This window comes from Domibacillus robiginosus (assembly GCF_000966195.1).
Classification (GTDB): domain Bacteria; phylum Bacillota; class Bacilli; order Bacillales; family Domibacillaceae; genus Domibacillus; species Domibacillus robiginosus.
Genome location: NZ_LAHL01000055.1, coordinates 1 through 22,618 on the forward strand (window position 1 = coordinate 1; position 22,618 = coordinate 22,618).

Here is a 22,618-nt window from a genome sequence, read left to right on the forward strand (position 1 = left end):
CCGCACTGCCCGCGGAACGCGAAGTCCGGCAGGCTTCACCTATCGGCTCTTTTTTTAAAAGAAAAAGACTTTGTCTACACACTGAAGCAGCCGAAAAAATTCGACTGCTTTTCAAAGATTATTTATTTGGCTAAAGGAGAAGCTTCGTAGCTGCTAACTTCTAGCGGCGCTGTCAAAAATTCAGATGCCTGACCAACGAAAGCCGTAAAGTGGCTGCTCGTATTGTGGAGAGCAACCGCTTCTGCATCCTTCCATACTTCTACCATCGTATAAACCTGCTCCTGTTCCGTATCTTTCATTAAATCATACGAAATATTGCCGGCTTCTGCTCTTGATCCTTCAACAAGTGAACGAATCTGGGCTAAAAACGCCTCTTCCTTGGCTGCATTTACTTGAAAGCGTGCGTGAATAATAATCATTTTTATCTCCTCCTTTTTTAACGCCACTCTGTAATTTGATCAATAGGCATACGAACCGACTGATAGCCTTTGTTCGCCGCTTTCCCAATGGAAATAAGCATCACTGGATAGTACCGGTTTTTATCCATGCCAAATGCTTCGGCAATTTTATTCTTTTCAAATCCGCCAATTGGATTTGTATCATATCCATGAGCACGGGCTACAAGCATCAGCTGCATGGAAACAAGACCTGCGTCAATCAAGTTCATTTCCTTTAACTGATCGGTCGTCATGACTTCAAAAAAACCCTTGATTGATTTGACCTGCTGGTTTTTCACGTCTTCCGGCATAAATCCTTTTTGAACGGCTGTTTCGTAAATTTCATCCAAATAATCATTGCTGTTCATATCAGCAAAAACGGCAATGACTGCGGCAGATGTTTCTACCTGAGACTGGTTAAATCGGGCAAGCGGTGCAAGAGTTTCTTTACCTTCCGGTGTATCGATTACTAGAAAACGCCACGGCTGCAGGTTAACAGAAGATGGCGCAAGCGCTGCGCTCTCTAATATTTCCTTCATTTCCTCGCGGCTGATTTTCACTGAAGGGTCATAATATCGAATCGAGCGGCGGCCGGTTAGAATTTCCTGAAAGTCATTTGTTTTTGTGTTATTCATAGATGTCTCTCCTTTATTTTTTACTGAATCTCTTTAACGTTCTTTTGTATATGGGCGAGAACGTCAGCAAGATGATCTCGGTCAGCTTCTGAAATACCCTGCAGAACATTTTGAATAAACCGCTTTTTCTCTCTGCAGTAACCCTCCAGCCGTCCGCGTCCCTCTTCGGTTAAACGAACAAAGGTGACGCGGTTGTCATCGGGATTTTTGCGGCGCACAACTGTACCGCGTTCCTCGAGCTGCTTTAAGTGCCTGGTTACAGCTGCATGATCAATATTCACCTTTTTCTGTAAAGCTGTCTGGCTGATTTCCTCCACTTCAAACAATACATGCAGCAGCTCTAGACGGGACTGGCTTACACCTGTGCAGCGTTCAAACTTCGGCATGATCCCCTTATTGATTTCATGCAAATAATAGATGATTTCCTCATCTTTACTGTGTAAATTGATCAAAAACACCTTCTCCTATCCATCCCGCTAATTGTTTGATGGGTCAATGTTTGATGCATCAAACAATATACAATATAAGAACGATTAGTGTCAAATGATTTATCCTGCTAACGAATACCCCGGCAGACAGTGGCTATATTAAAAATGGACAGCTTCCCCTCCATGTTTGCTTTTAGCACTGCCTGGATAAAGAATGAAAACTGGGCTGTTAAAGCTATTTTCCTTAAAGGAGTGTTTTTCATGTGGATAGATATGATGATTCCCATTAATCACCCAGGCTCTTTATCCGGCTTCCAGGCTGCCTTACCAGAACCGTATATGTTCGACCGGCCTGACCGGTTTACAAGCTACCAACACGCAGAACATCCCCATGCCCTTATCAAAGATGATCACCATCAATGGTACCTCAGCATGCGCTGGGAATGCGAATCATTAACCGAGCTTAAATATATGCGGCAGGTTCACCGCCCTTCTTATGCAGATGAGCAAACGATATTAAAGCTGGTCGATTACTTGAACGAAACAAGCTTCACGGCTAAGATGGATGACTTTGATAAAGCGTTTGTCCATACAACTATTTTTACCGACAATGTAGAGGATATACCACCAGGCCGGCAGCTGCGGATCGCCAATGCAGACGGAGAGGATGATCCGTCAGTCATCCGAAATCTTCATTTTATTGACAATCTATATAATGGTAGACGGACCCGCTTTCTATCTGGGTTTGAAACATACTCAATGGCCACTGTCACCGAAAACCGTTATTATCTGGAACATGTTCACCTGCCTGCATCTGCTGCTCTTTACCTGCAGTACTTTGTTTATTTTCAGCGCTATGGCTATGTTCCGTCCAAACAAATGATGGCCAGACTGCTGGAAAACTTATGGACTTCTACTCAGGCAAAAAAGACAAATTGGAATCCGGCACTTTTCACTGTAGAAGCTGTTACAGATTATTGAGGCTGTTCAAATAAAAAAAGGCGGTCACGAAACACCGCCTTTTTTTGCTTTCTGATTTATCAATTCGATGCGGCAGCCGCCTTTTGCCCGCTTGCCGTCTAGCTGCAGAACATAAAGGTGGCGCTCTGCTGTAAATGATACTGTCCCGCTTTCATCTGCTGTGAAAACGTGCTTCCACACTTGTTTTTTTCGGTTCCGCCATTCAAGCTGCAGCTCTCCTTGTTCCACTGTCACTTCGTAAACGAGTGTCATAGACGCTCCCTTTTTCAACCAGAAGGAATACTCGTCAAAGCCGTTAAATCTTTTGAAAGAAACACGCAAGTGATTCAAGCCCTGCTTATACACATAAGCTATTTTTGTAACAACTTTTAATTTGCCTTTTTTCCATAAAAGCCAGCCGGCGAGCCCTATGAAAATCAGTGGAAAGATATCAGTTAAATTCTCTGTAAAGTAATCGATCATGCACGTATACTCCTCAATAAATGGATGCTAATAGTTTCTTTTATTATATAGAACTTATCCTATAATTCATATATGAATGCATGGATTCACACCCTTTAAGACCACCTGAGCTGCCTGGAAGTATCGTGTTCATTACATTCTCGCTTTTCGATAACTATCAATAATTTCCATAATCGTGCTGACAACAAATCCAGCTGCAACAAGCCGCCATATCCATTCAATGGCCTGTGTGACAGAGGAGGATGTCGTTTCCAATAATTCCGCCATGTAAGGAATTATTGCTCCATTCATTAAATTTGGATCGCTTGCAATCACGACGAATGCAACGAGGCCCAGTCCATGGATCACCGCGTTTACATAAGCAAGTCTCATCGTCCATTTTTTGGATGCCCCTTTATAAAGGGCCAACCCTAAATCCAACAAAATAAAAGCAACAATGATCAACCAAAATGATTGTAATGTCCCTTGATTAAATATAGGCATAACAAACTGTAATTCGCCGCTGCCTTCTGACCTGTAAATTCCTACAAGATGATCGGCATTAAAATAAACAAGGCCCCAGGCAATCGTCCAGACGAAGCCAAATACCACTTCTCCATTTGAAATGGCTTTTTTCTTGGGAATCATGTCAATATTTTTTAAATCATCTGGTGTCCAGAAAGTTTTACTTGTTATTAATCGGTGTCCCCCTTTTATTGCGCCCGCCCTCTCTATCACACAGAAAACAAGCGTGAACCAGAACAATACCTGGATAAGCACCATAATGACACTGGCAATTATGGTACTGAACGTTTTAATTGCCACAAATAGAGTTGTTTCTGCTCCGGAAAAAGATACTATACTTTCGGCAATGTGAATGAAGATCGTAACGAAGATAGCCCAGGGAATCACCAGTTTTAATGTTTGAATATAAGCGTCATAAACGTTTGGTCCAATTAAATAAGCAGGCGTATCACGATAGCTTGCAGCGAGCAGGGCTGGATCGCCAAGCTTTGAAAGAGCGGCTTTTACCTCTTCTTCCGCAGGGCGTTCCGGCAATGTATCCTCAATGGCTGATCTTAGCTCCAATGCTATATCATCCCTTGTTTTTTGAGGCAGCCTTTTCGTTACTTCATACACATAAACATCAATCAAATTCAACTTCATCAGCCCCTTTTAAAAGTGGTTTCAGTTCGAGTGTCATCTTCTTCCACTCTCTTTTTAATTGTCTGTATACTTCTGTGCCATGGCCACTCAATAAATAATACTTGCGCGGCCTGCTTTCGGTTGTGTCCCAACTGCTCGTCACGAGTTTCTGTTTTTCTAATCGGCGCAGGAGCGGATACAATGTACTTTGTTCAATAGCTATTCCAGCTTCTTCAAGTCTTTGTACAAGTGAATAGCCGTATTGTGGTGTATGAAGCTGGCTTAAAACAGCCAGCGTAAGCGTGCCCCTTCTCAGCTCTGTCGTAAACGAGTTTGGTAAAGAATCCATGCGTTTATCACCCATCTCCTCATACCGTGTATCGCACAGTATTTTAAAGTAAATAACACTATACCCTGCATTCTATTCTGCTTTTAAAAAAATGATTCAGCTTTTTCCCTACGAAAATAACCCTTCACATCCTAATTTAAAAGAAAAAAGAGAAGGCATATGGTTTAAGATTCATATGCCTTCTCTTTTATTCTGGAAACTTTTATACAATTGTTTTCTTTGCATTATTTGCTTTGATTAACGAGAAATTGTTCAATTTCATTTGATAAAATGGCGGTATCCCACGGATGCCAATAGTACGTTGTTCCATCGTACTGTATACTATACTGATAAGCGATAATATCCCCAGTATACAGCACTATCTCATAGGATGAAGCTTTTTTCTTTGTATCTGGTGTAAAATAATCCACTGATTCACTTGCGATTAATACTTTTAACAACTGCTTTAAATCCGAACCGGTGATTGTTTTGCCCTGTTTTTCTCCTTTTTTAAAAATGTCAGCACGAATGACTTTTTCAGTCGGGACATTGGCAAAATGCCACTTGTAGCCGCTTAAATTTGTTGAGTAATAAAGTTTGTATCCATTCTTCGCTTGTTCGTCCCTTACAGCCAGCAGGCCCGGGTGACCTTTTACGGCATAAAATCCAGTTCCTTTTTTATAAAAAGCGGCATCGCCATCTTTTGTTTGGTAGGATGGGTCGGTAATCTGCTCTGCTACTGTAAAGGTAACCTGTCCAACTTTGTCGCCAACGGCTTTTCTGTCTGCTAAAATTCCGGTATGAATGCCGTAATACTCCACTCCATTCCATTTAACAAAATCAGCCCAATCAATGGCGTCTGTCTGACTTTCTTCCAGCGTATCGGAACGACAGCCTGCAAGCAAAACAGCTAATAGAACCAGCAAAGCATAGTTTCTCAACAAATCCCCCCTGCCCAGTAAAATACCTGATCTTGCTGCTCTCTTATATTATTCGCGGTGAGATGAAAGATCCCTCCGGGCAGAAAGGACGATTGGTAAAATAGATGACACTTGTTTGAACGGACCTTTTATTGGGCATGATGGTTTTATCTCCCTATTTTCCTCATATAGAAAGGAGCAAAAACATGGATGAAATGATCCGTCTCATTCTGTCAATGGAATGGCTGACAGAACAAAATATCATTCGCGCAGTATCCTACACTTTTTTCTTCGTAACGATTGCTGTATTTCTTTGGCAGCTGTTCCGCTCTGCTGTTGCGATCAAAAAAGCGAGAGTACAGGGGAAAATTAGATTCCGCACAATCATACATTGCATGGGTGCTTTTTATTTAATAGTAGTCACATTGCTTGCGGCCGGCATCAACGGACTTTCAGGCATCTTCTGGATTCATTCCTTTATCGGCTTTTCCCTTACTTGTATTTTCCTAATGGACAAGGCGTCCAAGAGAGGAATACAGCCTGCTAAAAGGGTCAAGTTCAAGCGGCGGGCCATAAAAAAAGCCAATTCTCATTAAAAATGAGAATTGGCTTTTTGATTTTATATAAAAAGGATTATCTTGCTTTTACTTTAATGATGGCTTCTCCGTACTGATCCATAGACTGGCGGTAGCTCTTTACTGCCGCTGAAATCGCCTGTACGTACTTTCCAAAGCCTGCTTTTTCTTTTAACACCATTGCTGTATCGATCATATATTTAGTCATTTTATTATCTCCCCTCGTCGCTCTTAACTTGCCTTTATTATCCTACAGGTCCACATAAATGAAAAACCTAATGAAAACGGAAACATCGACCATGTAAGCGTGTATCATCAATCTTTTTCTTCTTCTTGCTTTTATTTTCTTTGTTTTTCTTGTTTTTTTAAAAACAAAAAAAGTGCCGGTTTATTCCGGCACTTTATTCATTCGTCTATATACAATCACATAATTGACGGCCATGATAATAAGTACATATATACCGTACAGCCCAAATGAGAACCATTTGTTTTCCGAAAAGCTTGCACCGGCAAAAGAAAGCAGAAGAATATTCGGCAGCTTTCCAATAGTTGAAGCCAGGAAAAATACAAAGCCATTAACACGGCTTAAACCGCAGACAATGTTGACAACTGGAGATGGAACAAACGGTACGACACGCACAAGCAGAATCGCGAGAAACGCATTTTTGTGCAATTTCTCCTCATATTCTTTCACCTGCGGATACTGATCGAGCTTTGCCTGCGCCCATTCTTTAAAGCCATATCGGGCAATATAGAAAAACAGCATCGTTCCAATCATAGAGCCGCTGAGCGTAACAAGTACGCCTTCTGTTGTTCCGAAAATACCGCCAATGAGGCCAGCAAGTACAGGAAACGGCACAATCGGAACAAACACACAAATGGCTACAAGAAGCATGCTGACTAAAACAGCGTATGTGCCTCCTTCATTGACGATATGAAGCAGTCCTTCTTTTTGTGTAATACCAAGCAGCAGAATGCCGGCAAGAACGGCAAGGCTGACGATTCTTTTAATCATAGTGCACCTCTTCTTTCCTCACGTTGCTTTGTTTAGTTTACCATAAAATAGACCCGTCAGGTTTTTTTAGAAGATAAAATAGATCGAAGCGCTTCATCCAATGTTGGAAATAAAAACGTATAGCCTTCCCGCTCTAGCCGCTCCGGAAGCACCCATCGGCTCTTCAGCACAAGCTCCGTTTCTGTTCGGATCACTTTAGCGCCAAGCTCCAGCATCCACCGCGGTGCTGGCAGACCAAACGGCACCTTCATAGCTCTCCTGATCGCTGCCATCAATTCGTCATTTTGTACAGGATTTGGAGCCGAGCAGTTGAAAACCCCGCTCAAATGCGGACGGTCCTTTAAAAACATGACAATGCCGAACACATCCTCGACGTGTATCCAGCTAAATCGCTGCCGCCCGCTTCCCTGGTGACCTCCAAGACCAAATTTCACTAAATTCTGATAGGGTGTCATCACACCTCCACCGGGACCAAGCACAATCGCAATGCGCAGAGCAATTTGCCGCGTGTCGGGCAAATCCAGTGAGAAAAACGCTTCTTCCCAACTTTTAGCGACATCGACTGAAAATCCTGCCCCTATCTCTCCGTCTTCTTCTGTCATAGGACGGTCTTCTGCATGCCGATAGATGGTTGCTGTACTTGAATTTATCCATACTTTTGGCGGCTGTTCACATACCTGGACCGCTTCACCAAGCTGTTTTGTCGTACTTGTTCTCGAAACCATAATTTCTCGTTTGTTTGCCTCATTATAACGGCAGTTGACCGATTTCCCTGCTAGATTCACTAGCAGATCCGCACCGTCCAGCGCTTCGATAATGCCCTGCTTGTTTCCCCAGGAAATATGTGGTGCCTGTCGAGAAATAATATGAACAGTGTAACCAAGCTCCCTAAATCGTTCTGTCATATACTGACCGATAAATCCTGTTCCGCCTGCTAACACAACTTTTTTCATTTCAAAACCCCGCTTTTGTGAAATTGGTATTTCATGAAATGCACGGTAATTATTCTCCTTTACTTTAGCACATCAAGGAAATATTTTCCTCATTAAAAAAATACTCCAATCATTGTTGGAGTAAGCTGTTTCTTAATCAATTTAATTGATAAATAGAAAAACAACTGCCAGCAGCAGTATCAAAAGAACACTTCCTGTCATGAGCAGCACTTTCCGCTGACGATCCATATAAGGCTGGACGTCATAATCAATACCGTAATACGCAAAAACGTCTCCCCGTTCATCGACATATGGTTTGACGACTGTCAGCCATGTTCCGTAGTCATCTGTATAAGGCTCGGATACAATCATCGTTTTCTTTTTTTTCATTTCTTCTACTACATTTGCAATGTTGGCAGGCTGTGTATAAAAATCGCCTGTCTTTACACCGTTTTTCTCTACTACATTTGCTAAAGCGGTTGGCGCTGCCATAAAACGGGTATCCGTGCCATTTTTCAATTCCGCACCAAATATGTACCCATGTGTAATAAGAGACTCATGCCTGGAAAGACGGTTAAAGTGTTCTTCAAGCTTCTGGCCCACCTTGCTATTTCTGTTTTTATTGTGCATTAATTCTTTTACTTGTTTTGTCGTTATTTCCTTTGACCAGATTTCTGCTGTTTTCTTTACATCTGGAGCCAGCCGGCTAATTGCTTGTTTTGTTTCCACATATCGCATTGTACCAACAAAGAGGACTGCTGCCATGGCGATTAACAAGCATATAAATAAAATCCATTTTATTTTTAAGGATAACCTTCCCACTCATGACCACGCTCACTTTTAACCCAGCTGTATCCTAGAAGAAACCATAATAGATTAGCTGAACAGACTTTACTATTTTTATTTACTTAAGAAGAATTGAGATTTTCCGCTTGTACTTGTAGGTTATTTGTCATAGACGGACTTTTTCTCTATCATAGAACGAACCGAAAAAGATAGCAAACCCAAGCCTTCTCTAGGCCATAACAGCTGCAAAACAGGACCGAATTGACTTCAAATTACCTTCTTTTTCAGTTATCTCTAAAGCAATATGCCTTGAAACTATTTTTTGTAAAATAAGGGAGTAGCTTTATCAACAAATAACCAGCACTATTTCACTGTTATAGAAAATAAAAAAGCCACCGGATGAATCCGGCGGCTGGGCCCATCGCATTGAATGTTAAAAAAGAGTGATCTTTTTATCGATTTCTTTTAATAGGCGGACGGTGTTTTGTATATCTAATCCTCCGTCTTCCTTCATCTGTAAATAATCTGTTTTCACCATAATAGTCATTATTTTTCCATTTTGGTAACGGACTGGCTTTTGAAAAAACAGCTCTTTAATGTCGTCCTCCTGGATCAGGCGAGTAAAAGCTTTCATCCGCGCTTCTCGCTGGCGGAGCGGATCTGGCTCTGCTAGCTTGATGCATAAGCGGCTTTGCTCGATTTGGAAATAACATGCATGGCTTGGATCTTTCGTCCACCAAAACCCTTGAAATCCACCGCTTCCATTTGCTACATAGCCCCAGTCTCCTCTTCCAAGCTCACTTTGAAGCAGCCTGTAAAATCCTTGCCATGACGCAGAAGTCCAGCCCGAAACAGGAAGCCATCGGTACGACTGGTACCCTGCCTCAAGCGCTTCCAGCCGTTTTAGGTAATCCAAGAAAACATCGTTTTGTACGCCTAGACTTTTCCCCTCGTTCATAACATTCATCATCTCTTCCCGTATAAATGGCCTATACCCTGCTCCTTCATACGACCGATAATGACTCTGGCTCGCTGATTGATAAAAAATCGGCAGCGGCTTTCGGTTAGGATACTCTTGTTTAACTGCTTCTAAATAACGGACCAGCTGATCTGAATAGTTACTTGAACAGGTTTTACCTTCAATCAAAACAGCTGCATGCTCATTAACTAAAATCAAGATATCCAGCTCTTTAAACTGTTGAATCACTTTAAGAGATTTGATCTCTGGCAGTACTTCTCCATGCTTTCGGAAAATCCGCTCCAGGAATAGCTGTGCTGTTTTATGGAGAGCTTTATCAGCCGCTTCCCCGTTCAGTCCCGCCCATTGCACAAACCAGCACAAAAAGGAATCCTGTAATAGCTCACTCGCCGCAAACGCAAACAAGCTTTTCGGCTCTTCCGCTTTTTCTGCATGTGCGTCGACCCACACCGCTGTATGCTCTCCGTTGTATTCATCCCATCCGCCAAACCGTAAAATTGCCTCGACATGCATTGCGGGATACAGCGTATTCTCCGTTTTTTTATATACACGGCCCTGGTCATTTGGATAAAGAAGAAGCAGTGAATCCCTGCGTTCGGCAATGATCCTCGGGTAAGCTTCTTCGTCTGGCCTTCCCTCCTCATAACCACAATTTGCGGAGCAGATGAAAGTCAAAAAATCTCCGGACTTAAGAGCCCTGTTTTGATCAATATGCAGGTGCTCTGCTGTGTCTTTTATGAAAGGTGAGCTGCAGTTTGGACATTCCCCATTTTTCAATTTCTTTCCTCCTTTTTTAGGTATAGGAAAAAATGGGCTTAAAAAATGTATATACGGATTCAACTTCAAACCCTGGGGCGCCCGGTTCTTTCAGTGGCATTAAACTAATGTATCAGGCTGCTTCCTAACTTCGTCTGTCTTCTCTTTGGATACATTGTTTTGAGTAACCAGGCTGTGCAGGAGCTTCTACTATATATATCATTATGCAGCCCTTCTCGTAATCTTATTTTCTTCAAAAACAAATATTTCTAAGTCTTTTGTCTTGTTAGCCATTTTATCAGATTTTTCTTTACACGTATGTCGAAAAAAGTCAGCGTTTTACAAAATGTCTTTTTATTTTTTTAATACGGCTTCTTAGAAAATTCCTTTGTTATTCTTTAATGGCAGAGGCATTTTGTATGTGCATTTTTTTCTTATTAGTGGCTGCCTTTTGCTGAACAGATACATTTCATTCCTGTACAATATCCGATTAAACATATAAAAGGCAGCTAACTGAATATAATGAACGGGTGTCCTCTTAACCTGCCACTGCAGATGAAGGAAAAACAAAGCATTCATTGTTCTCTTATTTTTAGGATACAGAGGTTCATCTTTATTTTGACATTTGAAAGGAAGAGCTTAGTGAAAAAATTTTTATGGGGCTTTCTTATTTGTTATCTTTTGTATGCAGTCGGTGTCAGCGTATATTTGCTCAACCTTGAACCAGGCTATGTTCCAAATGAGTACGCTGGCACGAGTGCAGATCCGAAGCAATTCATGACAGAAAAGGAAATAGCGGAAGCGCATCATTTAGACACTATTCACTACTTCACCTTTTTTTTGCAAACACCGCTTGATATCGTTATTGTGCTGTTTTTGATGACACTGTCGATTAAATGGCGCAATCAAGCCGTTACGCGCTTTCGAAACTCATTTTGGCAGACAGGCTTCTATTATTTCTTTTTCAGCATGGTCCTGACACTGATTTATTTACCGCTGGACTTCTTTTTTTATCGGCTGTCCCGAAACTATGGCCTGTCGAATCAATCAGCGGCTTCCTGGCTTGGTGATTTAGGCCTCAGCTTTGGTTTAGATCTCGTGATAGGGATTCCACTTGTCTGGCTGCTGTTTTTAGCGATTAAAAAGTTCCCAAGAAAATGGTGGCTTGCTTCCTGGGCTGCATCACTGCCATTAACGATTCTTCTGATGTTTATCTCACCTGTGTTTATTGCGCCGCTTTTCAATGACTACAAACCGCTTGAAAACGAAAAAGTCAAAATCGAAATTCAAGAGCTGGCCTATGAAGCCGGTATTGGAGAAGCGAAAATTCTGGAAATGAATATGTCCAAGCAAACCAATACAATTAATGCTTTTGTAAATGGCTTTGGAAGCAATATGCAAATTGTACTTGGTGATACGGCCATTAAAGAACTGACCATCGATGAAATCAAATTTGTGATGGCGCACGAAATTGCCCACTATAAAATGGGACATATCTACAAAGGTCTGGCACTTCAAGTGCTGGTTAGCTTTTTTACCGCTTTTGCAACAATTTGTTTGTTTCATTGGCTGCGTAGAAAATGGGGCGATCACTGGGGACTTAAAGATCAACATGATATTGCTGTTCTGCCACTGCTTATTATCTCGTTTAGTCTCATTTCCTTTCTGGCTTCTCCAATTGGTAATTGGCAAAGCCGCCTTTATGAAGTAGAAGCAGATCGTTATGCAATTGAGCGAACAGGGAATAAAGAAGCAGCTATTACCGCTTTTCAAAAACTAACGAAAAATGGTAAATCAACCGGGTATGAGCCGGCTGTTATTCATTTCATGACCGGATCGCATCCGCGTATTACAGAACGAATTGATTTCTTCGATAAATATGAGGATACGCATGCTGACCAAAGCGAGCCTCCTTCTTGACTGAAAAAAAGCATTTTAGGCAGCAAGAAGCGAGACAGTGTTGCTGGATGCTCACCTTAAACATTCATTCTGCGCAAATATTTCTAGATAAAAAAAAGCAGATAACTCTGCTTCAGACTGTAGATAAAGTATTAGTGACCATGCACATGACCAGACTGGATCGGCAGCGTCCGGACAGCTTCGCTTTCCATGGGGCAGGCGCTGAGCCGGACGCCGCCAAGTGGCTTGCACCAAGGGTGTATAGAGCGAAAAGGTTGTATTTTCCCTTTTTTATCCACCGCCTGGGTGATTGATCTTCAACGCCACTTATCGGCTCTTTTTTGATAGAGAAAGACTTTGTCTACACACTGAGAAGCAGATAGCTCTGCTTCTTCAAAATTGACAGCCTGCTTGATGAAAGCGGCCATTTTTATGATTTAAGCGCCTGCTTAAATACCTGGACACGGTTTCGGCCGTTGCGTTTAGCGGTATACAGCGCCTGATCCGCTTCTCGCATAAGCATTTGTACAGGAGAATCTGTTTCAAAAGGTTCAAGTTGTGCATAAGAAAGACCAAAGCTTGAAGTAATATGCAGCGTTTCTTCATTTATAAATATGGCTGCTTCCGCTATAGCCGTACGAATGACTTCCGCCCGTTCGTGTGCCTTGAACAAAGACACATCCGGAAGAAAAATAATAAACTCTTCACCGCCATAACGGGCGAGCAAATCATTTGGCTGTATGTTTTCCCTGACAATGTGTGTTAGTTTTTTTAAAACGAGATCTCCGGCTTCATGACCAAACGTATCATTCACCCGCTTAAAATGGTCAATGTCTAACATAATTATGGATACGCTGCCGTCTTCCTTTTTCAGCCGCTGGCAGGCTGCTTCCGCCTGCTCCAGAAAAAAAGTCCGGTTCAGCACACCCGTCAAGCCATCCATTCGAGCAAGTTTCTGCAATTGTTTCTCCATCTCCACCCGCTCAGTTACATTAATAAATGTAATAATGCGGCCAATGATCTCTTTTCTTTTATTCTTCATCGACGCAAAACGAATATGGAAATGAAGCTCCCTTCCACCTCGAGTCAATTGATAGTCGCTTTCCTGACCGCGTTGTATAATCGCCGCCAGCCGCTCCTTTGAACGGATGACTTCCTCAAGAGGCTTGCCAATCATATGAACGGTTAAAGAAGGAAGTACCATTTTCAGCGCCTGATTGTAATCCACAATCACCTCGTTTTTATTCAGCACCATCACGCCTTCTTCCAGACTTTCAAATACTGTTTCCCGGGCAATTGGGACAACATCGAACATTTGAAACCAGAGCAGGGCCGCCCCATGAAATAAAAACGACAGGCACATCGAAATAGGACCCAAATCAATACCGCTGCTCCAGCCATTTAAATAAAAAAGAGTGGCAGCAGGTGGAATCAAAAGGCCGATCACCATCAGAAAAATTTGTGCCTGAAAACGGAAGGATACTTTTTTCAGCTGCCAGAGCAGAATGGACACACTAACCAGCAGGCAGAAATAAAGATAAACGGTTTGGATCCAGAACCAGGGACCCCCTTCCAGCTTTGCGACCGGGTAACTCGCATCTGTTCGCAAACCGACAGATGTATAATACAAATGATGAAAAGAATTCGTCCAATGCAGCAAAAGAGTAAGAAGCGGAATACTGAACAAGATAGCATTCATCCACCTTTTCAGCTTTCGGCCAGTGTAATCGATACACATAAGTAAAATGACGGTCGGTAAAAAAGGAATAGCTATATATTCGACGGCTACCCAGAACAAAATCCTTTCCAGCGATGTGGATGTTAATTCAAACGAATAGGCAGCAGCAAACAAAGCGGACAAAAACGCAGCTGCACAAAAGTATTTTCCACCGGGCGCATTCCGGATTTTTTTAAATGAATAGATTCCTAAAAAAATACTCACTGAGGCACCCGTGATTAAGACCAGCACGTACATCAGTATGTGGTGCGGCATATATGTCTCCTCACTTATTAAAAAGGTATAGTACTCTTTCTTACTATATCATTTTGAGCTCTTCTCGCGTTGAGATCTTTTATACCTTTCCCTTTAAAATAAGGATTTTCTATGAATTTTTTGTTCTATATTCTTCTTATTTATCGTTTTTTTTATCTAAATAAAACAATATTCTAACACTCCGGTCCGCCCGCCGGGGAGCCGCTTATGACTTGTCAGGCGGAATATATAAATTATTACAACAAGAAACGCCTAAAGCCAAAATTAAAAATGAGCCCGGTAAAATACCGAACTCATTTTACTCAAGCTGCCCAATGAAATAACCGTGTCTAACTTTTAGGGGCCACTTCACTGATTCTCCATCCGCTTTTTTCTATCCTCTAAACTGCCTGATTATTTTGTTACCTCGATTTTCCCGTTGTTGGTGGTTAACTGGATTAAATTTTCTCCCTTACCAAACCTGGCATTGCCGTTGTACTGATCAAGAATATTTATGTGTCCATTGTCTTTATGCACTTCAAATCTTGCATTCGTCGGCTCCGTTTCTGTTTCAATTACGATGCTTCCATTATTGTTCTTTAACTGAATCGGTCTATCAAGATCCCTTGTCAGCACCTTGATGCTTCCATTGCTGAGTCTTCCTTTTAATGCACCTTCTACATGGTCAACTGATATTTTTCCGTTGTCTGCTTGGACCGTTACTTCGTCAGACACAATATCCTGCAAATCAATTTGCCCGTTGTTTGTTTGAACGTTCAATTTCTTTACAGGCAATTGCCCGAGCATGACGCGTCCATTATCGTTGGTCACACGCATGGACTGATATGTTTTTTCTGGCAGGTAAACTTTTAATGTTAAAGAAGAAAACACAAAACTAAAATTAAACCATTTCCGCTGCTGCTGATCCAGTTTAACCGTCAGTGTATCTCCTCGCACATCTGCATCAAGATCGAGTGTGTAGTCTGGATTCCGTTTTCCAGTTAACTCTATTTTGGCGTTTGCATCTTTAATCGGGATAATTTCCACGACTGCGTTTTCTGTTTCGAGCTGGACGTCTTTTATGTTTGCGGCGCTGAATTGTTTTTTTTCTGAAACGAGAAGACCTGTGTTTGCCTTGCTGAATGTGATGGCACTTCCCACTCCGCCGATGAGCAGCAGAGCAAGTGCCACAATAGAGATTTTTTTAACCATGCCGCAGACCGCCTTTCACAAGAGATGCGTTAAATTTTAAATAACGGAGAAATCCTTTTGTGATTGCTTTGGTGGCAAAAAACATGCCGATAACAATAAACAAGCCAATTCCGCACAAAGCAATAGAAACGAAAACATCAAACCACTGAAAAGTTCCCCAGTTGGCCAGATTACTGACAAGTACGAGCAGTGGAGAAGCGACAAAAGCGCCTCCTGCGGCCCACCCACCTGCTAATACGCCCACCAGAGCAACAAACGGCCCGAGTACAATAATCAAATTGAAAAATCCAAGCCCAATAACCGCCCAGACAGCCCGCATGATATTGCTGGCTGTTGCTGTAGTACTTGCCCTCTCAATTTGATGAGAAGCGGCCAGCTCTTTCCCAATCTGTCGGGGCGAGCCGAGAGAAGAAGCGATTTCCTCTTCTGTTTTTCCTTCTTCGAGCCCGATGGTGAAATATTCTTCATAATCCTGTAAGATATCATATCGCTCTTCAGACGGCAGCTTTTGCAGAGCTGACTCGAGCTGCTGCAGAAATTGTTTTTTATTCATGCTTTTCACCTTCTTTGATTAATTGGTTAACACCTCTGGTAAATTCATTCCACTCCGCAATAAGCTCATGAAGATACTCTCTTCCTTTGTCGGTTAATTTATAATACTTGCGTGAAGGGCCTTCCGTTGATTCCTGAAGGTAAGTGGTGAAATATTCTTCTTTTGTCAGCCGTCTGAGCAGCGGGTATACCGAACCTTCCGATATTTCAATTTGATCCGAAATTTTTTGTACTAATTCGTAGCCGTACCGATCCTGCTTATCGAGTAGCACTAATACACATAATTCCAAAACCCCTTTTTTAAATTGGACATTCAATCCTTTTTCACCTCTATTCCCACTATAGTATATTATATAGTAGTGACTTATAATTAGTACCTGTTAAAGGAATAATAACATTCAGTACTAATTATTGCAAGGTACTGATTTATATTTATTTTAAAATGTTTCACCCGCTTCTTTTCTTTAGTCTCCCGGGAGAAAAATAGCTTCTATGTAAAAAAGACTCAAGGATCATCACCATTTTCCTCAAGCCTTTTGTTTTTCTTATTCAATAACATGCCTCATCGTGACAATTAACAACAAAATGGATTTCGAAAGCTGACTTTACACGGATGGCATAAAAGAGAATGATGAACATCATGAAGAAATCTTCTTCGTGAACAGCCATGATCACATCTTTTAAAACAGTGATCGCTGGATATGATAAAGAACTCATCATCAATACATTTTACGCAATGATCATGCAGGCCTAAACACCCACAGCGGCTGAAATGTTTGTTGAAATCGTTAAAATGTTTATGAGAACAGCCGCAATGGCTGACATGATGATCAAAACAACCGCAGCGATTCTTCCTTTTTTTGCAGCTCGAACACATAGCCCTTCCTCCTTTCAATTGATCTACTATATGATATGTAGACAATCGAAAAGCCGGAGCGGCTAATAGTAGATAAGAGAGCATTATAACTACCCTATTTTTTTCACCATCTTAAACATAGATTGCAAAACCTGGAATCAACCTTTTTGGCTACATATCAGACGAAGCATTTATGATTTCCGATGTAAAAGCCTTTCTCCTTCTGGTAAAAGGCCGATTGGGAAAAACAAAAAAAAACCGAAGAACGAGTTACATAACTGTTCTTCGGTTTCTTTATTTATTCGGCTGTTTCTTTTCCATACTGGTACTGGGTTGGATCAACCGGCTTCATGCCTTCTACATCATGGAAGCGCAGTAAATCACCGTACAGTACTTGATCCGAGAATGACAATTCGGCTGCTACTTTCTTTTTCGCTGCCTTCATATCGGCTGTTGGTTCCAATTTTTCTCCTGTTTTTGAATCGTAGTACGTTCCATCAACGGACGTGTACTCCGGTGAAACAAAGTCTCCGTTGCGGAAAGCTACCACTTCATCGTGCTCAGGTGACAAAAGATCTGTACCGAACTGGATAAACTCTTTGTTGTCTATGCCCAGCAAGTGAAGCATCGTCGGCAGTACATCAATTTCACCGCCATACTGATGCTGAACCCCGCCTTTAACACCCGGCACGTGGATAAACAAAGGGACGCGCTGCAGCTGGGCATTTTTAAAGTCTGTAATTTCTTCACCCATAATTTGCGCCATCGCCTTGTTATGGTTTTCAGAGATTCCGTAATGATCACCATAGATCAAAATCATTGAATTATCATACAGACCGGCTTTCTTTAAATCAGCAAAAAAGTCAGCCAGTGCTTCGTCCATATAGCGTGCTGTCTGGAAGTAACGGTCTACTGTGCCGTCTCCCGTTGTCGCTGGCTCAATCGTTGCATCTCCTTCATCCATAACAAATGGGAAATGGTTAGTCAGCGTCATTAAATGCGCGTAAAATGGCTGCTCCATTGATTGAAGCATTGGAATAGACTCTTCAAAAAACGGTTTATCCTTTAAGCCGTAGTTGATTTTCCGGTCGCCTTCCATATTGTAATAGCTGGCATCGAAAAACGTGTCTACGCCCATTTGCTTGTAAATTTCATTCCGGTTCCAGAATGTTTTATAATCACCGTGCAGGACAGCGCTTGTGTAACCCGCTTTCTGATTTAAAATTGCGGGTGCCGCCTGGTAGGTATTACGTCCTTTGAGAACAAACGCAGATCCCTGTGGCAGACCGAACAGCGAAGTATCCATCATCAATTCAGCATCAGCGGTTTTCCCCTGGCCGGTTTGATGAAAGAAGTTATCAAAATACATATACTCGTTATTGTGCGCCAGTGAATTTAAGAATGGTGTGACTTCCTGGCCGTTTAACTTGTAATCAATCAAAAACGTTTGAAACGACTCAAGGTGAATTTTAATCACATTCATCCCTTTTGCTTTCCCAAAATATTCTTCATTTGGAGCTGCATAATGAGACTTTGTGTAGTTTTCCACATTTGTTAAATCGTCACTGCTTGCAAAAGCGCTTTGCTTCTCATTCTTCACTGTTTGAACCGCATCATATACCGTGTAATTGTATGCGCCTAAATATTTGATTAAGTAGTTGCGGTCAAACGCTCTAGACAAAAGCTGCGGGCGGTCTGCTTCCGCAAGACCCAGGTTCACCGCAAAAATCACGGCACCGGCTGCCAAAATCGCCAGTACTTTTCTTTTTGGTGTAACCTGAAGCTTCCATTCTTTTCTTTTCATCCAAAGGACCACTGCAAGAATCACTAAATCTGCAAAATAAATAACATCATGCCATTCTGTTAAATCGGCGATGCTTCCGCCTAAATGCCCGGCGTTGCTCGTTTGAAACAGCGTCGGCAGCGTAACAAAGTCATTAAAGAAACGGTAGTATAGGATGTTGCTGTATAAAATCAGTGTCATAACACTACTGAATACAAGAATCCATCTGCCGCTTCGTTTTGAAAACAGGGCAAGCCCTAAAAAGAGCACTGCTGAGCTGAGCGGATTTAAAAACAGAAGAAATGTCTGCATCGCATTGTTGATTCCCAGCTGAAACTCTGTCAGATAGGCAATGTACGATTTCAGCCAAACCAAAATAACCGCTAAAGCAAAAAAGTGTAACGGTTTTGAAAACAATCGATTCATACTAATTCCCTTCTTCCAACCTATTTATGACCATCTAAAGTCTTCTTATAAAAAAAGGAGCCTTCAATATAAAGAGCGCATTTATAAAATATACAACATTTCGCCTCCATCGTCGAGTATCTTCTTTACTGCATAAAAGCGAAACCAAAAAACCAGCTGCGCCGGCAGCGGGTTTCATTTCTGGTTAGATAACCTGACAGATTGGTTGTTTTCTTGATGAACTCGTTGCACAATACGTCATAAGAAAGGAGCTGGCAGAAATGGACAGTTCATTTGTTTTACATAACCTTCTTGCGGTTTTATGGATTGTTCTGTTTGTGAAAACGAAGCGGGAACGCCGTTTGCAGATTACCCATGTCCTGTTTCTGACAATCGCAGCCGGGACTTTGGCTTACTCATGCTGGACCGTTGTCCGCCTTATGATTTAATGGGAATCCAAATTTCTGAATACGAATCGTCCTGGTAGGGATCTTCCTCCGGATACCGTTCAAATTCCGGAATACCCTGTGCCTGCTTGTATGAATTAGATGGAAACCATTCTGCGTAAATTTGTTTCCACATTTGCTGCATAGCATTCGGCATTGGACCATGTACTTCAAACACCACCCATTTAGCTGCGGGTATTCCTATTGTCTCGAACTCTTCCGAAGCAGAACCCTCATAACTTACCGCAATCCAGTAATCAATCCGCGACTCTTCTTCCTGCTTTATACATATACCTAAAATGCCAGAGACTTCTCCATCACTAAGTTTTAAAAGCCGGTCTGTTGTACCGCCTTCGTTTATTTCTTTCCACATTGCTGGAATGCCTTCTATCGTTTCATTATTCATCATCGAAAATGCTCTTTTTTGCCCGGTTACCTGAAAGCTGTTTTTCTCCACAATTTTATAATTCATCGGCTTAGCCCCCTTTATTTGTACCCGAATCAGCAGCCGGTTATAGCTGTTGAATAACGGATGCTGGCGCCGAAATGCTTTGGCAAAAGATTGCAGCGTTTTATATCCATATTTAAACGCCACATCAATAATTCGATCCTTTGTATTAGCCAGCTCCTGTGCCGCAAGTGTCAGTCTTCGCTTTCGAAGATAATCCGCAACGGTTATATCAGTCAGTACCGAAACACCCGCTTCTCTGGCAATCTCTTCGATTGTGATCGGCTCAGTGATATGCGTTTCCATAAATTCAATCGCTTTTTGTAATGCTTCTGTCCAGCCCATCTGCCCCCTCCTTCTCTTTTAGCCTATCAAGCTGCTGAATCGAATGCTGGTTTTTTTCTGCTCTTTTCAGACTTTTTCCCAAATAGAGGTAGTTATACATAGAAGAAAGTGGTATTATAAATAAGGTATAAATCCAAATAATGTATTAAAAGGAGAATAATGGTGAAGAAATTATGTGCTGCTTTACTTGCTGCCGGCCTGTTATTTACTCAGTCTGCTTATGCTTCTGCTGCGTTTAAAGATGTAGGCCGAACATACTGGGCAAACGAAGAAATTACGTATTTAACAAACAAAAAAATTATTAGTGGCTTTAAAGATCAAACATTCCAGCCAAATGCTTCTGTAACAAAAATCCAAGCGATGATTATGACAGCAAAAGCGTTAAATCTTGATTTGTCGAACCGCCCGGCTCCAGGATTTAATGACCTGCCGAAATCCAGCAGTGGCTACGCGGAAGCAGCAGCCATTGTGGATGAAGGCTTGTTTCCAAAAAGTGCATCTTTAAAACCGGCTGAACCGATTACACGTGTGCAAATGGCCCGCATGCTGACAGCTGCATTTAAATGGAAAGCTTCCGATTCTGTTTCATTCAAAGATGTACCAAAGAGCTTCTGGGGTCACCCTTATATTACCGCGCTTGCTGACCAAAATATTACGCTTGGTTATCCGGATGGCACATTTAAACCGAACAATGCGCTGACACGCTCACAGTTCTCTGTTTTTTTAGCCCGCGCTTTAAACAATGATTACAAAACATACACATATACAAATACAGCGCTGAAATATAAGCTGGAGCTGCCGAACTATATGAAAACACAGGTAACCGCTGAAAATAAAAAAGACGAGTTCGGCGGTTATGCGACACATTTTTACTACAACAATACAGCACAGCTAGGCTATAAACCGATGCTGGCAACCATCCGCGTCATTCCAGAATCTAAATTGTCTCTGTATAAAGGGGCCCCCTACGAGCTTGTGAAAAAGCAGGGATCTACCTATTATTTCTACCAGGGACTAAGCAGTAGCCCTTACCTGCCAAATGTGAACACAAGCGAAGCAAAAGCGTTTGAACGCATTCACTTCAAGCTAAGTCATATGATCAAAGGTCTTACACCGACCAGTTAATAGTAAGCGAAGGGCGGCTTCCCTGGGGAAGCCGTTCTTCGCTTACTTGGACCTCTTTCGCTCATTTGATTTGCGTACACGTACAAGCGTCTCGGCCGGCTGCTTGCGAATCCACTTTATATATTTACTTATTTTCTCATCCTGGCGCAGCCGCTCGATCGTATCAAGACGGACAGCCAGCTCTTTATTTGTGTAAAGAGCATGAATCTGCTTATGGCAGGGTAAGCACAAGTCGGCTTTGGGACCATGGGATCCGCCTTCTTCTCTTGGCGTTAAGTGATGAACAGTCGTTTCAACCGGTGAACGGCCGCACAGTTCACAAATTGAGGATTTCATAACGTGTCGCTCCCGTTTTTCTTCTATTGTAACAAATCCCGTCATAAGAAGCGTTTTTTAGGCCGACACACTTTTGCCTTTCTCTGTTCTCTGCTAAAATGGACAAGACCACATGGGGAGCCTTCGGGCTGAGAACAGTGCCAAACTGGACCCATGGAACCTGTCGGATCATGCCGGCGCAGGGATGTGGATTTTTCCTCTTTCTTCGCGTACAGGCAAAGAAAGGAGGAAAAAAATTGAACCGAAAACTACCGCTTCAAGCATTAATAGAAGCAGCCATCATGGCGGCGCTTGCATACATGATTGACCTTCTGGTCATTATTGAGCCATTTCCATGGGTGCGAGTTTCAGTCGCGATGATTCCTGTTCTTCTCGTCTCACTTCGCTGGGGCTGGAAAGCGGGAATGGCGTCTGGCTTTGTTTGGGGGCTGCTGCAGATCGTCATGGGCAACGCCTACATTTTAACGCCGCTTCAAGCATTTATTGAATATTTTATAGCTTTTGCATTTGTTGGCCTTGGCGGATTGTTTGCTGGCCGTAATGTGAGCACCAAATCGATTATTCTCGCTGTGTTCGTTGGCAGCATTGCCCGTTACTTCTGGCACTTTCTTGCCGGGTGGGTTTACTTTGGCGAATCTGCACCGGAAGGAACGCCGGCAGCGCTTTACTCACTGACTATTAACGGCAGCGCTGCACTTTTAACGTTCCTTGCATGTGCCATTGTTCTTGTGCTGCTTTCGAGAACAGCACCACGTCTTTTTAAGACATAAAAAAAACGGCCCTTTGCGGCCGATTTTTTTATGCAAAAAGCCATTATTCTTCAAGGGAACAGCTTTAAAATAGAAGCTTCAGTGTGTAGACAAAATCTTTCCCTTTCAAA

The 22,618-nt window shown here is 42.2% G+C and carries 25 protein-coding genes, 1 pseudogene and 1 riboswitch; of the genes and pseudogenes, 7 read left to right on the forward strand and 19 right to left on the reverse strand.

Annotation, left to right across the window (positions count from 1 at the left end):
• Window positions 1–122: 122 nt before the first annotated feature.
• The 3 genes from VP97_RS19965 to VP97_RS19975 are packed head-to-tail and all read right to left on the reverse strand — an operon-like array spanning window position 123 to window position 1,524.
• Window positions 123–419, reverse strand: coding sequence for a putative quinol monooxygenase (locus tag VP97_RS19965; RefSeq protein WP_050183919.1), 297 nt, complete (start codon window positions 417–419; stop codon window positions 123–125).
• A gap of 17 nt (window positions 420–436) precedes the next feature.
• On the reverse strand, window positions 437–1,072 hold the full coding sequence (locus VP97_RS19970; protein ID WP_050183920.1) for a nitroreductase family protein: 636 nt from the start codon (window positions 1,070–1,072) through the stop codon (window positions 437–439).
• 20 nt (window positions 1,073–1,092) lie between these two features.
• Entirely contained in the window at window positions 1,093–1,524 is a 432-nt protein-coding gene (locus VP97_RS19975; protein WP_050183921.1) for a MarR family winged helix-turn-helix transcriptional regulator, read from the reverse strand.
• Window positions 1,525–1,761: 237 nt separating this feature from the next.
• On the opposite strand from VP97_RS19975, the gene VP97_RS19980 reads away from it, so the two are divergent.
• Window positions 1,762–2,481, forward strand: a complete 720-nt coding sequence (locus VP97_RS19980) for a hypothetical protein (protein WP_050183922.1) — start codon at window positions 1,762–1,764, stop codon at window positions 2,479–2,481.
• A gap of 24 nt (window positions 2,482–2,505) precedes the next feature.
• Here VP97_RS19980 and VP97_RS19985 read toward each other — a convergent pair whose 3' ends face one another.
• The 4 genes from VP97_RS19985 to VP97_RS20000 form a co-directional block, all read right to left on the reverse strand.
• Window positions 2,506–2,943 carry a hypothetical protein gene (locus VP97_RS19985; protein WP_050183923.1) on the reverse strand — a complete coding sequence of 146 codons (438 nt, stop codon included), beginning with the start codon at window positions 2,941–2,943 and terminating at the stop codon, window positions 2,506–2,508.
• A gap of 132 nt (window positions 2,944–3,075) precedes the next feature.
• A complete protein-coding gene (locus VP97_RS19990) occupies window positions 3,076–4,089 on the reverse strand; it encodes an HAAS signaling domain-containing protein (RefSeq protein WP_245629945.1) in 1,014 nt (337 codons plus the stop codon).
• Window positions 4,070–4,417, reverse strand: coding sequence for a PadR family transcriptional regulator (locus VP97_RS19995; RefSeq protein ID WP_050183925.1), 348 nt, complete (start codon window positions 4,415–4,417; stop codon window positions 4,070–4,072). The genes VP97_RS19990 and VP97_RS19995 overlap by 20 nt, the downstream gene beginning before the upstream one ends.
• A gap of 224 nt (window positions 4,418–4,641) precedes the next feature.
• Window positions 4,642–5,337: a hypothetical protein gene (locus VP97_RS20000; protein WP_050183926.1), complete on the reverse strand. Its 696-nt coding sequence runs from the start codon at window positions 5,335–5,337 to the stop codon at window positions 4,642–4,644.
• 185 nt (window positions 5,338–5,522) lie between these two features.
• On the opposite strand from VP97_RS20000, the gene VP97_RS20005 reads away from it, so the two are divergent.
• The gene (locus VP97_RS20005; protein WP_050183927.1) at window positions 5,523–5,912 is read left to right on the forward strand and encodes a hypothetical protein; all 390 of its coding nucleotides are present in this window, start codon (window positions 5,523–5,525) and stop codon (window positions 5,910–5,912) included.
• A gap of 37 nt (window positions 5,913–5,949) precedes the next feature.
• Here VP97_RS20005 and VP97_RS24070 read toward each other — a convergent pair whose 3' ends face one another.
• The 5 genes from VP97_RS24070 to VP97_RS20025 all read right to left on the reverse strand — a co-directional run bounded on the left by VP97_RS24070 (window position 5,950) and on the right by VP97_RS20025 (window position 10,380).
• Window positions 5,950–6,099 (reverse strand): hypothetical protein, encoded by a 150-nt coding sequence (locus VP97_RS24070; RefSeq protein WP_156153574.1) that lies wholly within the window; start codon window positions 6,097–6,099, stop codon window positions 5,950–5,952.
• Window positions 6,100–6,279: 180 nt separating this feature from the next.
• Window positions 6,280–6,906, reverse strand: coding sequence for a TVP38/TMEM64 family protein (locus VP97_RS20010; protein WP_050183928.1), 627 nt, complete (start codon window positions 6,904–6,906; stop codon window positions 6,280–6,282).
• Window positions 6,907–6,962: 56 nt separating this feature from the next.
• Window positions 6,963–7,859: a TIGR01777 family oxidoreductase gene (locus tag VP97_RS20015; RefSeq protein ID WP_050183929.1), complete on the reverse strand. Its 897-nt coding sequence runs from the start codon at window positions 7,857–7,859 to the stop codon at window positions 6,963–6,965.
• 141 nt (window positions 7,860–8,000) lie between these two features.
• Window positions 8,001–8,660 carry a hypothetical protein gene (locus tag VP97_RS20020; RefSeq protein WP_050183930.1) on the reverse strand — a complete coding sequence of 220 codons (660 nt, stop codon included), beginning with the start codon at window positions 8,658–8,660 and terminating at the stop codon, window positions 8,001–8,003.
• Between the two features lie 397 nt (window positions 8,661–9,057).
• A complete protein-coding gene (locus VP97_RS20025; RefSeq protein ID WP_050183931.1) occupies window positions 9,058–10,380 on the reverse strand; it encodes a PD-(D/E)XK nuclease family protein in 1,323 nt (440 codons plus the stop codon).
• Between the two features lie 621 nt (window positions 10,381–11,001).
• Here VP97_RS20025 and VP97_RS20030 point away from each other — a divergent pair.
• Window positions 11,002–12,279 (forward strand): M48 family metallopeptidase, encoded by a 1,278-nt coding sequence (locus VP97_RS20030; protein ID WP_050183932.1) that lies wholly within the window; start codon window positions 11,002–11,004, stop codon window positions 12,277–12,279.
• Window positions 12,280–12,688: 409 nt separating this feature from the next.
• On the opposite strand, the gene VP97_RS20040 is transcribed toward VP97_RS20030, so the two are convergent.
• Window positions 12,689–14,251, reverse strand: coding sequence for a histidine kinase N-terminal 7TM domain-containing diguanylate cyclase (locus tag VP97_RS20040; RefSeq protein ID WP_050183934.1), 1,563 nt, complete (start codon window positions 14,249–14,251; stop codon window positions 12,689–12,691).
• A gap of 222 nt (window positions 14,252–14,473) precedes the next feature.
• Between VP97_RS20040 and VP97_RS23500 the strand changes: the two are divergent.
• Window positions 14,474–14,569 (forward strand): annotated as a pseudogene (locus VP97_RS23500) (IS3 family transposase); the annotation flags it as partial.
• Between the two features lie 75 nt (window positions 14,570–14,644).
• On the opposite strand, the gene VP97_RS20045 reads toward VP97_RS23500, so the two are convergent.
• From VP97_RS20045 to ltaS, 4 genes are all read right to left on the reverse strand, one after another.
• A complete protein-coding gene (locus VP97_RS20045; RefSeq protein WP_050183935.1) occupies window positions 14,645–15,442 on the reverse strand; it encodes a DUF4097 family beta strand repeat-containing protein in 798 nt (265 codons plus the stop codon).
• On the reverse strand, window positions 15,435–15,995 hold the full coding sequence (locus VP97_RS20050) for an HAAS signaling domain-containing protein (protein WP_050183936.1): 561 nt from the start codon (window positions 15,993–15,995) through the stop codon (window positions 15,435–15,437). The genes VP97_RS20045 and VP97_RS20050 overlap by 8 nt, the downstream gene beginning before the upstream one ends.
• A complete protein-coding gene (locus VP97_RS20055; RefSeq protein WP_050183937.1) occupies window positions 15,988–16,311 on the reverse strand; it encodes a PadR family transcriptional regulator in 324 nt (107 codons plus the stop codon). The genes VP97_RS20050 and VP97_RS20055 overlap by 8 nt, the downstream gene beginning before the upstream one ends.
• Before the next feature lie 837 nt (window positions 16,312–17,148).
• Window positions 17,149–19,059, reverse strand: coding sequence for a lipoteichoic acid synthase (gene ltaS, locus VP97_RS20060; protein WP_050183938.1), 1,911 nt, complete (start codon window positions 19,057–19,059; stop codon window positions 17,149–17,151).
• A 260-nt stretch (window positions 19,060–19,319) separates the two neighbouring features.
• On the opposite strand from ltaS, the gene VP97_RS24075 reads away from it, so the two are divergent.
• The gene (locus VP97_RS24075; protein WP_156153575.1) at window positions 19,320–19,487 is read left to right on the forward strand and encodes a hypothetical protein; all 168 of its coding nucleotides are present in this window, start codon (window positions 19,320–19,322) and stop codon (window positions 19,485–19,487) included.
• On the opposite strand, the gene VP97_RS20065 is transcribed toward VP97_RS24075, so the two are convergent.
• Window positions 19,477–20,277: an AraC family transcriptional regulator gene (locus VP97_RS20065; protein ID WP_050183939.1), complete on the reverse strand. Its 801-nt coding sequence runs from the start codon at window positions 20,275–20,277 to the stop codon at window positions 19,477–19,479. The genes VP97_RS24075 and VP97_RS20065 overlap by 11 nt on opposite strands.
• A gap of 162 nt (window positions 20,278–20,439) precedes the next feature.
• Between VP97_RS20065 and VP97_RS20070 the strand changes: the two genes are divergently transcribed.
• Window positions 20,440–21,402, forward strand: a complete 963-nt coding sequence (locus VP97_RS20070; RefSeq protein ID WP_050183940.1) for an S-layer homology domain-containing protein — start codon at window positions 20,440–20,442, stop codon at window positions 21,400–21,402.
• A 42-nt stretch (window positions 21,403–21,444) separates the two neighbouring features.
• Here the strand turns inward: VP97_RS20070 and VP97_RS20075 are convergent, their stop codons facing one another.
• On the reverse strand, window positions 21,445–21,738 hold the full coding sequence (locus VP97_RS20075; protein ID WP_156153576.1) for an HNH endonuclease: 294 nt from the start codon (window positions 21,736–21,738) through the stop codon (window positions 21,445–21,447).
• A 103-nt stretch (window positions 21,739–21,841) separates the two neighbouring features.
• A riboswitch (TPP riboswitch) is annotated at window positions 21,842–21,940 on the forward strand.
• A gap of 34 nt (window positions 21,941–21,974) precedes the next feature.
• Between VP97_RS20075 and thiT the strand changes: the two genes are divergently transcribed.
• A complete protein-coding gene (gene thiT, locus VP97_RS20080) occupies window positions 21,975–22,508 on the forward strand; it encodes an energy-coupled thiamine transporter ThiT (protein WP_082220468.1) in 534 nt (177 codons plus the stop codon).
• Window positions 22,509–22,618: the final 110 nt, after the last annotated feature.